Source organism: Mycoplasmopsis meleagridis (genome assembly GCF_900660695.1).
Lineage (GTDB): Bacteria > Bacillota_I > Bacilli_A > Mycoplasmatales > Metamycoplasmataceae > Mycoplasmopsis > Mycoplasmopsis meleagridis.
In genome coordinates, this window is the sequence record NZ_LR215042.1 from 293,673 (window position 1) to 308,999 (window position 15,327).

The window sequence follows — 15,327 nt, forward strand, 5'->3', positions numbered from 1 at the left end:
AGTATATTAAAAATTATATAAATTTTTAGCCAAAATAAAAATTTTTAATAAAAACCTATAGGTTTTTTATCCTATAGGCACATTTTCAGGAACATATTCATATTTGTAGGAATAATTTCTTCTCTTTCCTCATATTAGAATTGTTGAAGAAATTCCCAATTGTCCAATAAACATGATAATAATTAAAAAGATTTTACTTAAAATGTTGCTATTAGCAGAAATTCCTGCTGTTATTCCCGTTGTTCCAAAAGCTGAAGAGGCTTCAAAAAGATAGTTACTAAAATGCGTATTTGCAGGTACATTTCCAAAATAATTAGCTGAAGAAGAAGAAATAACTAAAGAAGTAATGATTAAAAGAACTATTCCCGTTAAAAAGACTGTATAACTATTTTTTACGGTATTATTATCTATTTTTCTATGAAAAGCTCTTACTGAAGGACGTCCTAAAATTCTTGAAAAAATACTAATTGTAATAATGGCAAAAGTAGTAGTTCTAATTCCTCCTCCAGTAGATGAAGGTCCAGCACCTATAAACATTAAAATAGATAAAACAACTAATGAACTATCACTAAGATGATTAATTGGAATAGTAGCAAAACCAGCACTTCTTGTTGAAAAAACAGAAAAAATTAAAGCTCATGTTTTTTCTGCATTGTTTCCAAAAAATCTTTCTTCAGTTATTTTATTAATCTCATTACTATTAGTTCATCAAAAACCGTTTTTAGCTAATATTTCAAAAGTAACTACTAGTATAGCACCAATTAAAGAAGCTAAAAGATAAGAAATTAAGCTAAGTTTTGTAAGTAATTTTCAATGATATTTTCTCGATGGATGTTTAATTTTAAAACGGAAAAAATTAATAATATCGTGAATTACTGGATAGCCAATTCCCCCGATAAAAAAGAGAATTAAAAAGAAAAATTGTAATTCAATATTGTGATAATAAGGCATTAGAGAACTATTTCCAATAATGTCAAAACCAGCATTATTAAGAGCAGAAATGGCGTGAAAAAAGCCAAAGCGAAAACTTAAAGATCAATTACCTTTAGGATTAATAAAATCTCCTACAAAGTTGTAGTATAAAGATTTTGATAAACTAAGATTAGTTTCTGGATCAATTATTTTAGTTTGTGAAATGAATAAATTTCTAGGTTCGGCAAGATAAAAATAAAATGAAAGTCCAACCGCTCCTATTAACATAATTATTAAAAGAGTAGATATAGAATCAATAATTACTTCTCGAGTGCCTTTACCAATATCATTGCTACTGCGTTCAGAATCAACTATATTTAAGGCATTTAAGGAAATTTTTAACTTTCCAAAAAAAAGAATGTTAATAATATAAATTTTTAAGGCAAAAACTCCTAAACCACCAATTAAAATCAAAATAGAAATTAAACTTTGGCCAAATATATTTCAAGTTTTATATGTGTTTAAACTTGTTAAGCCAGTGTCGCTAAAAGCGGATGAAGCAGTAAAAAGAGCATCAATAAAATTAACATTTCCTCAAGAACTATTTATCTTTTGATGAGTAATAGGCGACATTAATAAAAGAGAACTTACTATAACAATAATCAAATAAGTTAAAAAAATAAGCCTGATTTTATTACTATGTTTTCTGTGCGCTTTGAATTTTGCAAAAATTTTGGCAAAAATATTATTGCTTAATCAGCGACTAAACTTTCATTTTCACATATCGATATATATAATATAAAAAAAGTTTATTAATTTTAATAATTACGTTAATTATTAATATTTAAATGTTTTTTATCTCATATTTCTTATAATTCATTAAATAGAGGTAAATGCTATGCTTAATAAAAAGAAAAATGAAGATATTTGTGTAATAGGCGCTGGCCGTTTTGGTTCGGCTGTAATTTCACAATTAATTAAAATGGATTCATCAATTATGATAATTGATAAAAATGAAGAAGTTTTAAAAAATTATACAAATCAAGTTGAAAAAATTGTTATAGGTGATGCTGCGGATATAAAAACTTTAAAAGCTCTCAATATTAAAAATATGGATACAGTTGTAGTATCTATTTCAGATAATATTGAAATAGTGGCTTCTTTATTAGAATTAAAAGTTTCTAATATTATTGCAAGAGCAACTAGCAAAAGACATGCTTTAGTTTTAAAACAAATTGGTGTTAACGTAATTATTCAACCTGAATATGAAGCAGGAATAAGAACAGCTATTTTGGCTGCTAATTCAAACTTTATTAAATATTCTAAAAATTTACAAGAAATAGCTAATGGTTTTGTTATGGGCACAACATATGTAACTAATAATCAAATTTTAAATAAAGAAATTAAAGATTTAAAATTTAATGACTTAGGTATTTCTGTTGTTTTAATTAAAAGAGAAACACAATTTATTTTGCCTAATGGCTTTACCACTATTTTACCTAACGATTTATTAACAATTATTGGCAAGGTTAGCGATGTTAATAATGCTATAAGCATTTTTAATGAAAAATAGGCCTTTTAAGAAGAGTTATCCACAAAATATTCCATTTATCAGGTGGAGTATTTTTATTTTTTAAATTATTTTTTTGCCCTTAAATAAATTTAAATGTAAAATAATGGTGAATAGTGGAGGAATATGGGAAACATTTATGGTAAGTATCCTCGAACTTTGGATGATAGAAAAAGAATTATTCTTCCTCCTAAAGTAAGAGAAGCCTTAGGTAATAAGTTTTATATTACTATTGGCATGGAAGGAATTGTAGAGCTAAGAAGCGAAAAAGAGTTCAATAAGTTAATTGACATTTTCAATATGCAAAGCAATTTCGATTTAAATGCTAGAAAACTCAAAAGATTTTGACTAGGTAATAGTCAAGAAATTGAGCTTGATAGTCAAAGTCGTTTCGTTATTCCAAAAATTTATTTAGATAAAGCCGCTATTCAAAAAGACGCGCTTTTAATTGGAGTAGGTGACATGGTTGAATTATGAAATAACCAAACCTATGAAAATTATTCGCAACAAATTAGTGAAGAAGAATTATTGAATTCAGCTAAATTTTTAGTATCTAAAGATGATAAATAAACATAATTCAGTTCTTTTGAAAGAATGTTTAGATTCTCTTAAACTTAAAGAAAATGGTGTCTATATAGATCTAACTTTAGGTATGGGAGGACATTCTGAAGCTATTTTAAAAAGAATTCCTAAAGGTAAATTAATTAGTTTTGATAAAGATCTTTTTGCAATAGAAGAAAGTTACAAAAGATTAATTAAAATTAATAATAATTTCCATTTAATTCATGCTGACTTTAAAAATATTAAAGCTGAATTAGCAAAATTGGAAATATACCAAGTTGATGGAATTATCGCTGATTTAGGTATTTCTTCGCCACAAATAGACAACGCAGAAAGAGGTTTTTCATATAGTAAAAATGCACGCCTCGATATGCGTATGAATCAAGAACAAAAACTAGATGCTAATTTTATAGTAAATAACTATTCTATAGAACAATTGGCAAATATTTTTTACAAAAACGCCGAGGTAAAGTTTGCAAAACAAATTGCGAAGGCTATTGTTAGTAAAAGGCCAATAAATACCACTTTAGAATTAGCAAATGTTGTTAGAGAAAGCTTACCAAGCAAAATTGTTTCTTTGAAAAATCCAAATAAAGCAATTTTCCAAGCTCTGCGCATTGAAGTTAATAATGAACTTGATTCACTTAGAAATATGCTTTTTGACGCTATTAATTTGCTTAAAAAAAATGCATCATTAGCAATAATTACTTTTCATTCTCTAGAAGATTCAATAGTCAAACATTTTTTTGGCTCTTTAACAAAAAATAAATTGCCAGTTAAAATGCCCGTTAATGAAATTAAAAATTTTATAGTTAAAACCTACTATCCAAGTAGAGAAGAATTATCTATTAATAATCGTTCTAGAAGTGCAAAATTAAGAGTTTTAACAAAACTTACATAAAGGAGGTTGAAATGTATTACATAAATTACTTATTAAGTGATACCGTTTTTGAGGCTAATGTAATTTGTCAAAAAGACGATAAAGTTAATTTAATTTATGAATTTTCACTTCCTTTTGATCAACATTTAAGTAACCTAGATAAGGTAATTAAAACAGTCAAAAATTTTGAAAAAAGAATTAAAGTAAAAAAAGATGGTCAAATTTATCATAGTTTAATTATTGACGAAAGTTTATCCAATTACTATATGTTGAAAAATTATCAAGCAGAAATTTTAGCTAAGAGTAACTTGATAACTAAACAACATAAAATTGAATTAGAAAAAAAAGTTGATAATTCAATTGATAAGAATTTTATTATTTTAAGAGCAGATAATGTTTTTTACCAAACCTACAATAAAATAGGTGAGTTAAAAACATATCATACTTTTCCGCTTAATAAAGTAGCTAATAAAATTTCAGTTAAAAAAAATTTTCTTCTTGTAGAAAAAAATTCTTTATTAGCCAAGGTTAAAGAACTCTTTTTAGCTAATAAAATTTATTTAGATTTAATAAATACAAACGTTAATAGTATTTTAAAGGCTGATAAAAATAATCATTCACAAGTTTTATTTTTACAAATGTCACAAAAAAGTATCACATTAGCAACTGCTATTAATAAAATCGTTATTAGTAATAAAAAAGAAATAATTGATTTAAATGTAGCAAAAAAAGTTATTCAAAATAAATTTGCAATTAGTTCTTGAGAAGTTGATCTTCTAATAGATGCTTTATTAAAAAATTATATTCACTACACTAATAAAAATTACTTTGACAGTTTAAATGAAAAACAAAAATTTGCATTTGAATTTATAGAATCCATAATTACGGAATTTTGAAATTCAATAGAAAAAACAATCATTTCAATCGCTAATAAAGGCTATAAAATAGTCATTTTAGATGAAAGTACATGTACTTTTACCCATAAAATTAAACACTTGAAAATTAAATTTGATAATTTTAATACTTCTAAAAGTTATTCTAATTTATCCTACTGCATGCAGGGGATTGTTAAATATCTAAATAATAATGAAGTTGAAATTAATCAAGATAACACCATTAATAATATTGTCATACCTAATAAGAAGAATTTCTTTTCTAAATTTTTAAAAAATATATTCAATCTAAATAGAAAGGCATAATGGAAAATTTTAATTACAAAACAATTAAAATTAAGGTAATTGGAATAGGCGGAGCTGGGAATAATGCCATTAATTTTCTTATAAATGAAAATCTTCAATTTCCGAATATAGAATATTATGTTGCTAACACTGATTATAGTGATTTAGATAATAGTATATGTAAAAATAAAATTCATCTAACAGGAGAAACTAAAGGCTGAGGAGCTGGAGGCGATAATACTGTTGGTGAGAGTGCTGCAGAAGCTAGCAAAAAAGAAATAGAAAAAGCAATTGAAGGAGCAGATTTAATAATTTTAGTTGCAGGACTAGGTGGAGGAACTGGAACAGGGGCCGCACCAGTTATAGCTAAAAAAGCTAAAGATGCGAATATAATTACACTTTCTATAGTTTTTATGCCATTTGCTTATGAAGGCAAAAAGAAATTAAATTTAGCTCAAGAAGGTCTTGACAAAATTAAAGAAGCAAGTGATTCTTATGTTGTAATTGATAATGAAAAAATCTTTAAATCGCATAGTAATTTACCTTCAAATCAAGCTTTTAAATTACTTAATTCCTCATTGAAAGACACAGTTATTGCAGTAAATAACATAATAAGTAAAAATTATTTTATGAATGTTGATTTTAATGATTTAAGAAGTATTTTAAAAGATGGAAAGAGAACTTTTGTAGCTATTGGTAAAGTGAGTCATTTCAATAATAATAATAATAATGAAATGACAATTAGCGATAGAATTGTTGAATATATTTTTAATAATATATCAATGGACGAAAAAATAATTGCTCCTAAAAAGATGCTTTACTTAGTCAAAATGAAAAATGGTTCGATTAAAGATATAGCTGAAATCAAACATAAAATAGCAGAAAAATTCAAAGTTGAAGATGATGATTTAGAAGTTTTCACTGGTTGCCAAGATGAAGATAATAATGCCAATAGTAAAGATAATTTCAACGATAAAAATAATATTAGCGGCAAAAATAATGTCAATAGCAGAGATAATTTTATTGAAATAAGTATTATTGCAACTGGATTTAATGAAAATGAAAATTTAGAAAATAAAATAAAAACAGTTACAGAAGCTTATAAAGAAGAATTAGCAGAAAAAAATATTGAAGAATTAAGTCAAAATAGTCCAATTTTTGCTAAAACTGGTGAAATTAATCTTAACGAAAATGATGTTTTTAATGGCTTTGATGATCTAGAAAATGATGAAGAAAATGAAGAAAGTAATGAATTTGAACAAGCATTTGAAAAAAAGCAAGTAAATTATTCTAATTATCAACCTAAAAGTAAAAAAATGAGTTGATTCGATAAAATCATAAAGCATAAATAACATAAAAAAGAGATTTCAGTGATCTCTTTTTTATGTTATTTTTAATAAATATTCAACTAAAATACTTATGAAAAAGAGGAATAAATAATGCATAGATTTTTTGTGAATAAAAAAATTGAAAATAATTATTTTGAATTGGACGATAAGTTAATTAACCATATAAAAGTAGCTAGATTAGAAAAAGATATTTTTCTATGCAATTATTTAAATGAATTTTACGAATGTGTTTTTGAAAATCAAAAAGCTAAAATAATTAGGAAAAAAAATATCAACAACGAATTTAAAAACGAAATTATTTTAGCAGCACCAATTATTAAAATCGAAAGATTTGAATGATTAATTCAAAAAGCAGTAGAATTAGGAGCTACTAAAATTATTCCTTTAATTAGTAAATATACTAATGGTAATTTGGTTAAGTATGATTTAGAAAGAAAATATAAAAGATTTTTAGAAATTATAAAAAATGCAGCTGAACAATCATTTAGAAACATAATTCCATCTTTTGAAAAGCCTATGCAATTTAAAGATATAATTAATAAATATAACGATAAAAATATTTATATAGCACATGAAAAAGAAGCAGAAAATAAAATAAATTTTTTAGAAACTAACTGTTTGATTTTAGTTGGTCCTGAGGGTGGTTTTAGCGACGAAGAAATAACTTTTGCTACTATAAATAAGGCAAAAATAGTAAATTTAGGTAAGAGAATTTTAAGAGCTGAAACTGCTTGTTTATTTATGCTTAGCAATATAAAGGAAATTTAAGATGAATAAAAAACTATTAAAAGATAATTTTTATAAAGCAGTTAATGAAAAATGACTGAAAGAAGCAAAAATTCCAAGTGATAAAAGTTCATATGGAGCTTTTTCGGAAATAAGTAAGAGAAATAATAAAAGGTTAATGAAATTAGCTAGAGATTTACTTACAAATTACAATAAAATTGAGGATCAAACATTAATAAATTTTGCTAAGTTGTATAAGCAAACAACTGACTATGAAAAAAGAGATAAATTAGGTTTAAAACCATTGAAAAAATATTTGGAAAGAATTACTAATATAACTAGTTTAAAGGATTATATAGAAAAATTACCAGAACTAATTTTAGATGGATATCCTTCAGTTTTAGATTTTTTTGTCTATAGTGATTTTGCTAATTCAAAAAATCAAATTTTATATTTATCTCATGCTAGCATATTACTTCCTGATATTTCCTATTATGATGAAAAAAATCCACAAAAAGCAATTTTAATTCAAGCATATCAAAAAATGATGTTTAAACTGCTTACTAAATTAGGTTATAAAGATAAAAAAAGTGAACAAATAATAGAAAAAATGCTTGCTTTTGATGAATTATTAGCTAAATATTATCCATCTAATTTAGAAAGAGCAGATTATATAAAAATGTATAATCTCTACGACATTGATAAAGTTAATTCTTATTCGAAAAATTTTAATTTTAAATTAATAGCAGAAACTTTAGTTAAAAATAAAGTAGAAAGCTTATCAGTTACTTATCCAAGATTTTTAGAAAATTTTGACATCATTTTAAATGCAGATAATTTTGAAAATTATAAAGCTTGAATGTTAGTTAAATTAATAGAAAATTCAACAGCATACCTAGATAATGAAACTAGATTAATTGGTAATGAATTTAACAAAGTTTTATCAGGAATTAAAAAATCATCAATTAAATCAAAAGCTGCTTTTAACTTAGCATATAACTATTTTACAATTCCTTTTGGTACATATTATGCCAAAAAATATTTTGGTCAAGATGCTAAAAAGGATGTTGAAAATAAAGTTAATAAAATGATTAATGTTTATGCTAAAAGATTAAAAAATAATACTTGACTATCAAAACCTACCATTGAAAAGGCACTTTTAAAACTTAAAAATTTAGGAGTTCACATTGGTTATCCTAATGTTATTCAACCTTATTATGCTTCGTATGAAGTAAAAAATTATAGTGAAGGATTTACTTTACTTGATAATGTTTTTGCTATACATAAAGTTAAAATTGCCTATGATTTTAGTCAATATAATCAATTAGTTAACAAAAATCATTGATCAATGTCTCCTGCTCTAGTAAATGCATATTATTCTCCTACAATGAATCATATTGTTTTTCCTGCTGGTATTTTAGATAAACCCTTTTATTCATTAAAACAATCATCTTCAGCAAATTATGGCGGAATTGGTGGAGTTATTGCACATGAAATTAGTCATGCTTTTGATAATCATGGCGCACAATTTGATGAAAATGGTAATAAAAAAATGTGATGAACAGATGAAGATTTTGCTAAATTTACTGACTTAGGTAAAAAAATGGTAGAACTTTTTAATGGCGAAGAAAGCGGTTTTGGACCTTGTGATGGTGAATTAACTTTATCTGAAAATATTGCTGATGGCGGGGGAATTTCTTGTGCATTAGAAGCTTCAATGAGCGAAGAAAAACATTCATCAAAAGACTTTTTTGAATCATGAGCAACAATTTGAAGACAAATTAGCAGTGAAAATTATGCTAAAATGCTCCTAAAAATAGATGTGCATGCTCCTAATATTTTAAGAGCTAATTTACAAGTTAAAAATTTAGAAGAATTCTATAAAACATATGATATTAAAGAAGAAGATAAAATGTATCTTCCTAAAGAAAAAAGAGTTAATATCTGATAAAAAAATGCAACTTTTGTTGCATTTTTAAATATTTTCTGATTTTATATTTTGATTAGTTTTTTCAATTTTTCTCTTTTTAATAAAAATTAATTTGGGTTGGTTATTTTCTTCAAATTTGTTAGTTAATTTAGTAATAATATTAATTTGGTCTTTAATACCTAAGTAAGGTAAAGTTTCATAATCATTTTCTAAATAATTTTTAAAATCATTTATATTAATTTTATAAATATTATCTAAGCTTACTGCGGAAGTTAGTTTAATAATGTCCAATTCTCCGTTTTCTTTAACTCCTTCATGAATGTTAATTTGTATAAACTCTTGATTTTCTTCATTCTCGTTAGACGCTTTAAAACAAGATAAGAAATATACATTATGTTCCTCCAAAGCCACAATTAATACTACGTTTGATAATAATTTTCCTCCTAGTTTGTTAATAAAATTTTTACTTAATTTAATGGGCTTTAAAATTGGTAATATTATTAAATTATTTGACTCATGTAAAGTTTTCATAATTTAATAATAAGTTTTTAATTTTTAATCTTTTTAAGGCTTTTTTTGATGTTTAAATGTGACTAAAAAAATAATAAAACCATGCATTAACCTATAAAACCGTTAAATACATGGTTTTTTAATGAAATATTGATTGTTAATAAGATTTAATTAACATCGTTGGCATTTAAAATCAAATCAAAATATATGGGGTTGTGATCAGAAATTACGCTTCTTATGTAGGCATAGTCATTACTAAAAGACGTACTTTTATAGGAATCAACTAATTTTTTTCACTCTTCTAATGAATTTACATTTGGTAAAACTTTATCATTAATAATATTGTAAAGATCATATGTTTTAGCATTATTAGTTTCTAAAGTACCTTTATAAAAAATTTTGTCATAAGGATTAGAATATCTATCAATTTTAAGACCTAAAGAAGTGTTAATATTTTCGTTTATTAAATTTTTATAGCCTTCAGATATTAATGGTTTAAATGTATTTAAATTTCCCCTAGCAATATTTGTATCGCCCATAAAAATTAAATCATCATTTTTCCCGTCTAATTTATCAAAATAGTTCATGACATTTACTAGGTTGTAGGCTTCATCTGCTTCTTGTGCTCCTAAGGCTGCTTTTAAATTATTTTTACTATCAGGATTTACTTTACTTTCACCATTTTTTTTAGCCCCTGGAGAATCAAAATGATCAATTACAAGCGTAAAGTCATTTTTAATATTACCTAAAGTTTCTAGAAATAATGCATAAGGAGGTCTTACATAACCTAAAACATTACTTTTTTCATAGTATGGTGAAAAAGTGCTATTATCATATGATTCAGAAATTTTGTTATTTGTGAATTCTTTTGCTTTTAATATTGAACTTTTATATAAAATAGCTGCTAATTCATGTTGCTTAGAATCAGAAGGAATTTTTTTATTTTTACCATTTCCATTTTCTGAATTATCGCTTATAGTGTATGTTCACTTAGCATTAGGATCTAAATTATTTAATGAATTAACTAAAGCTATAATTGCTTCTTCATTATCTAATTCAATAATTCCTTGAACATCAATTTTTAAATGATTAATGAGATGACTTAGAGCAAAGATTTTAGTATTTTTTACCAAATTTTCATTTTTCTCAGATAAACTAAAATTTAAAACGTTTCAATTGCCTATACGAATAGTTAAAGGACTATTGTTTTGATTCTTTTCTTCTTCTAAATTATTAGTATTTGGATTATTTAAATCATCATTTATTAATCCTAACATTTTTCTTTTTTCACCTATTTTAAAGGTTTTTTGATACAAATTAGATTTAATTTTACTAACCTTGTCAGTTAAAAAATAATTGATTTTAACTATTTGATTAGCTCCTTCAAAAAGATTTAAAAACTCATCAATAGTTATTTCATATTTACTATTGAGATTTTTAAATTCTAAATTAGGAATTATTTTTTCCTTAACTATTTTATTTTCTTTACCTAACTGGTCTATATTTTTTATATCAATACTTAGTTGCGAAGCATTTTTATTAATTTGAGTTTTGTTAATTTCTTCATTCGTGCTACAAGATAGAGTAGTAAAAGAGAAAAAAGGAGTTAACACAAAAAATAAAGACATAATATTTTTTTTCATATTTCTCCTATTTATGGTGCAATGCAATTCAAATACATTTTCTAGATGATCAATTAATTTTGTGTTTTAACTCTTCTTTGATTGTTAAAAAATCGCCTTTTTTCATTTTTATAATATTTTTATTTTCGTCTTCTAAAATAGCTTTTCCTTTAAGCAAAAAAACATTTTCGATAGTATCATTTTTCATTCAAGAAGAATTAACTTTTTTAGAATAAATTATTTGAATATAGAAATTTTTTGAATCATAAATTAAATCAAATTTCTCTTTGCCTTTTTTTAGGTTTGAAAAGTTAAATTTAGTGAAATTGTAAGTGGAAAGAAAAGAGATTTGTTTATCCATAATCCAATTTTAACACTTAAGACATAATTATTTTGATAAGCACTCAAGGATTTCTTTTTTTATTTTCTAGAAAAATATAATAATATAACTGTATGAAAACAAAGAAATTGATAAAACTTTTTGGCGTTTTTTCTCCAATTTCTATTACAAGTTTAAGCATTTTGGCCGCTTCATGTAATAGTGATCAACCTACAGAAGAAAATAAAAATAAACTGTCAAATAAGTTAAATGAATTAAAAAATTTACAAATAAATAACGCAGAGACATTAAATAATGATTCTGCGTTGAAAGAAAAAGTAGAAAATTCAATTAGTTCATCAACTGAACTTTTAAATAATACAAATGGAACAAATAGTCAATTTATGCAAGAAATTGATCAATTAACAGGAATAATTGATGAATTTAATGCATTTATTTCAAGAAATAATACAAATAATAATGATTCTCAACCTTCAGAAAATCAAAATCCATCAAACAGAATTGATAAAAGTGTTTTAAAAACTAAAATAGATAAACTTAATGAATATAAAGTTGATAGTGAAATTCAAAAAAATCATAGTCTACATAGCAAAATAATTGATAAGGCTAATAAATCGCAAAATCTCTACGACAATGAAAATGCTTCTCAAAGTGAAATTGATTCTGATATTGCGCTTATTGATAAAGTTTTAAAAGAAGCAGAAAATTATAAAAATGGTAATACAGGAACTGACAATCCTAGTGGTGAACAAGTTCCTCCAATTCCTCCTAACTTTCCTAATTTCTTTAAACAGGATAGAACAAAATTCAACAAATATCCAGATTATGCTTCTAGATACACGCCCGTTAAGGCGGAAGATATTTATAAAGAGATATATGACCGTACTTTTTCAGTACAAATTTATACACACGTTAAAGCTGAAAATACTGATGTACAAATAGATCAAGGTACTGCTTGGGTTTTAGACTATCATAAAAGTAGTAATGATCAAAATAAAGTTAAGCTATTTTTAGCTACTAACGTGCACGTTTTAGGTGATTTTTCTAATACAATGGATACTAAAATTGCTACTTCATTATTTCCACAATACAGTGATCCTACTGGAAATACTGTTTCTGGTATTGCTCTTGGTAGAGCTGAAAATCCTAAATTTGAAACATTACCAAATAAAACAAGTCAAACTAGTGGTAATTTATCTTACTTTACAAATAATGAAAAACTAACTCAACAAGCAACTGGAAATAGAAATACTTATTGAGCAACTACTTATACTAAAGCAATTGGCAAACCTACATTAATATTTGCTGCTGTTGATTTTATGAAAGAAGAAGCTCTCGAAGCTTATAAAGATAAAATAAGCGCTCGTATTGATGAAACGTTATCAAGTAAAGATCCAAATGCAGAATACTATAAGACATGAAAAACTGAAGGCAAAAAACCTCATGTTTATGTTGATTTTGCCGTTTTTTCAGTAGATATTGATTTATCACAAGCAAATGATAAATTAAAAAAATGAGTAAATGATTCTACAACCGCTGTAGATAATTATTTAAAAAGACTTAAAGATGCAAATAATTTGCCAAACCAAAATAAGAACGTTTCTTCATACATGCAAACTTTAGATTATGTATCAAAATATTTAAATCCTAATAAACACGATGGAGATTATGAATATGCTTTGGATAGTGCAAAAAATCTTTATATAGCCGGTTATCCTAAGGCTGATACAACTAAATTTGCTCATAATAATCCTACTGAACGTAACAGCGAAACTTTAGCTGATTGATATGGAACTAAATACAAAGATTTATTTGCCTATCAATCAAATGATCATGAAATTCAATCAGGTAGTTTTAGAATAAATAAAGCATGAAATAAACCTTTAGCAGGTCCTTATGGGGTGCACTATAATATTAGTTTTTCATCGCTTAATTACGGTGCTTCAGGGTCAGTAGTATATAACGATTTTGGTCAGATTGTGGGTGTTTATGATTCAGTAAGCACAAACAGAGAAGATTCAAATGATCTATTAGGCAAGGCAGGTTTTGCTCCATTATTGCAATCAACTGATATTAGCGATTTAAGTAATAGTTTTACCAGTTATGCATATAATCTAATAGATGGAACTGACACAAATAAATATCCTAAACAAAAGGATTCATATCGTTCTAACTTAGAAAAACTTTTCCCTAAAGGATTTGAAGACGGTACTAAAAAAACCGCTTTATTCCCTAATGGATTTTAAAAATAAAAAGGCTTTATTGAAAAAGCCTTTTATTATTTAATTTTTTGAAAATAACTAACTTAAATCAAATCTTTTTCTTAATTCATTAGCTATACTTAAAGCATATTCGCCAACAATTAAAGTGATTTTATTATTATTAATCATCATGCCCGTGATGTATTTAATTTTTTTAATACTATTAATATCAATTAAAGCTTTATTTTGAAAGAAAATAGTAACTTTAGAAGCACTAGATTCAATATTGGTAATATTGTCTTTTTTACCTAAAAAAAGCACTAATTCTTCTAAATTAATTTTTTTATCTAATTCTACTTTGCCTTTATATAGATTTTGTTGCTTTTGATTCTTTTTCTTTCAATAAACTCAGCAAAGTCCAAACGTTATAATCGTTAGGAATGAAACTAATAGTTTATCTTTACAATTCATAATTTTAATTATATATTAACTCAAATATTAAGTAAAATTTTGATGTTATCCTATTTAACGTTTTTAAGGAGCAAAATGAAAAAAAGATTAGTTAGTGGCATTAAACCAACAGGTAATTTGACATTAGGTAATTACATTGGTGCTTTAAAAAATTTCGTTAAATTACAAGATGATTATGATTCATATTTTTTTGTAGCTGATTTACATGCTTTAACAACTGGCAAAGTTAATAAAGATGAACTTTATAATTCTAGATATGAAACTATAGCTTGATATTTAGCTTGTGGTTTAGATCCTAAAAAATGTAATATTTTTTTTCAAAGCGATTTAAGTGAACACGCAGAGGCGCAATGACTTTTAACTAGTGAAGTAGCTATTGGTGATCTAAAAAGAATGACACAGTTTAAAGACAAAGCTAAAAAAATAAGCAAACAAGAAAATAAAACCGAAAAAATTCCAGCTGGTTTATTAATGTATCCTGTCTTAATGGCAGCTGATATTTTAATTTATAATCCTGATTTTGTTCCTATTGGCGAAGATCAAAAACAACATTTAGAATTAACTAAAAATATTGCTCAAAAATTAAAAAAACACTATCATATTAATCTTAATATTCCTCAAGGAATCATTCCAAAAATTGGTTCTAGAATTAAATCATTAACTAATCCTGACATAAAAATGTCAAAAAGCGAAAAAAGTCTTAAAGCTACTATTTATTTAACTGACAATCCCGATTTAGCTTATGAAAAAATTTTAAAAGCCGTTACAGATTCAGAAAATAAAATTTATCTTTCTGAAGAAAAAAAAGGAATATACAATCTTTTAAATATTTATGCCGCTTTAAAAAGTATAACCTTAGAAGAAGCAGCATTAATTTTTGAAAAAGCTAATTATGCCGAATTTAAAAAAGAAGTTGCTTTAGTTGTTAAAGAGGAATTAATTAAATTACAAAAAAATTATCAAGAGGCTAAATTAATCGTTAAAGAAGTAGCTTTAAATGGTTTAACTAATGCTAAAAAAATAGCTCAAGAGAATTTAAAAGAATGAAAAGATAAAATGGGGTTTAACTAGGAGAAT

Annotated in this window: 14 protein-coding genes; 9 read left to right on the top strand and 5 right to left on the bottom strand. The window is 25.2% G+C overall.

Translation table 4 applies throughout. The features are described 5' to 3' along the window. Window positions 1-66: 66 nt before the first annotated feature. Window positions 67-1,695, bottom strand: coding sequence for a TrkH family potassium uptake protein (locus EXC33_RS01295; protein ID WP_046096756.1), 1,629 nt, complete (start codon window positions 1,693-1,695; stop codon window positions 67-69). 115 nt (window positions 1,696-1,810) lie between these two features. Between EXC33_RS01295 and EXC33_RS01300 the strand changes: the two genes are divergently transcribed. The 7 genes from EXC33_RS01300 (at window position 1,811) to EXC33_RS01330 (ending at window position 9,127) form a co-directional block, all read left to right on the top strand. Beyond that, window positions 1,811-2,485 (top strand): potassium channel family protein, encoded by a 675-nt coding sequence (locus tag EXC33_RS01300; protein WP_046096757.1) that lies wholly within the window; start codon window positions 1,811-1,813, stop codon window positions 2,483-2,485. A gap of 123 nt (window positions 2,486-2,608) precedes the next feature. Then, complete coding sequence (locus EXC33_RS01305) at window positions 2,609-3,052, top strand: division/cell wall cluster transcriptional repressor MraZ (protein ID WP_197722030.1); 444 nt, start codon at window positions 2,609-2,611, stop codon at window positions 3,050-3,052. After that, window positions 3,042-3,944, top strand: a complete 903-nt coding sequence (rsmH, locus tag EXC33_RS01310) for a 16S rRNA (cytosine(1402)-N(4))-methyltransferase RsmH (RefSeq protein WP_046096758.1) — start codon at window positions 3,042-3,044, stop codon at window positions 3,942-3,944. Before EXC33_RS01305 ends, rsmH begins: the two co-directional genes overlap by 11 nt. A gap of 11 nt (window positions 3,945-3,955) precedes the next feature. Beyond that, a complete protein-coding gene (locus EXC33_RS01315) occupies window positions 3,956-5,122 on the top strand; it encodes an MAG3720 family protein (RefSeq protein WP_046096759.1) in 1,167 nt (388 codons plus the stop codon). After that, a complete protein-coding gene (locus tag EXC33_RS01320; RefSeq protein WP_052716975.1) occupies window positions 5,122-6,453 on the top strand; it encodes a cell division protein FtsZ in 1,332 nt (443 codons plus the stop codon). The genes EXC33_RS01315 and EXC33_RS01320 overlap by 1 nt, the downstream gene beginning before the upstream one ends. 87 nt (window positions 6,454-6,540) lie before the next feature. After that, complete coding sequence (locus tag EXC33_RS01325; RefSeq protein ID WP_046096760.1) at window positions 6,541-7,218, top strand: 16S rRNA (uracil(1498)-N(3))-methyltransferase; 678 nt, start codon at window positions 6,541-6,543, stop codon at window positions 7,216-7,218. A gap of 1 nt (window position 7,219) precedes the next feature. After that, on the top strand, window positions 7,220-9,127 hold the full coding sequence (locus tag EXC33_RS01330; RefSeq protein WP_046096761.1) for a M13-type metalloendopeptidase: 1,908 nt from the start codon (window positions 7,220-7,222) through the stop codon (window positions 9,125-9,127). A 24-nt stretch (window positions 9,128-9,151) separates the two neighbouring features. On the opposite strand, the gene EXC33_RS01335 is transcribed toward EXC33_RS01330, so the two are convergent. The 3 genes from EXC33_RS01335 to EXC33_RS01345 form a co-directional block, all read right to left on the bottom strand. Continuing rightward, a complete protein-coding gene (locus EXC33_RS01335) occupies window positions 9,152-9,637 on the bottom strand; it encodes a hypothetical protein (RefSeq protein WP_046096762.1) in 486 nt (161 codons plus the stop codon). 146 nt (window positions 9,638-9,783) lie between these two features. Next, on the bottom strand, window positions 9,784-11,259 hold the full coding sequence (locus tag EXC33_RS01340; RefSeq protein ID WP_046096763.1) for an endonuclease/exonuclease/phosphatase family protein: 1,476 nt from the start codon (window positions 11,257-11,259) through the stop codon (window positions 9,784-9,786). 7 nt (window positions 11,260-11,266) lie between these two features. Beyond that, a complete protein-coding gene (locus tag EXC33_RS01345; protein WP_046096764.1) occupies window positions 11,267-11,599 on the bottom strand; it encodes a cupin domain-containing protein in 333 nt (110 codons plus the stop codon). 92 nt (window positions 11,600-11,691) lie between these two features. Between EXC33_RS01345 and EXC33_RS01350 the strand changes: the two genes are divergently transcribed. After that, entirely contained in the window at window positions 11,692-13,824 is a 2,133-nt protein-coding gene (locus EXC33_RS01350) for an MIP family Ig-specific serine endopeptidase (protein ID WP_052716976.1), read from the top strand. 54 nt (window positions 13,825-13,878) lie between these two features. On the opposite strand, the gene EXC33_RS01355 is transcribed toward EXC33_RS01350, so the two are convergent. Beyond that, window positions 13,879-14,250 (bottom strand): hypothetical protein, encoded by a 372-nt coding sequence (locus tag EXC33_RS01355; RefSeq protein WP_046096765.1) that lies wholly within the window; start codon window positions 14,248-14,250, stop codon window positions 13,879-13,881. Between the two features lie 75 nt (window positions 14,251-14,325). Here EXC33_RS01355 and trpS point away from each other — a divergent pair, with 75 nt between their 5' ends. Beyond that, on the top strand, window positions 14,326-15,321 hold the full coding sequence (gene trpS / locus EXC33_RS01360; RefSeq protein ID WP_046096766.1) for a tryptophan--tRNA ligase: 996 nt from the start codon (window positions 14,326-14,328) through the stop codon (window positions 15,319-15,321). The last annotated feature ends 6 nt before the right edge of the window (window positions 15,322-15,327 follow it).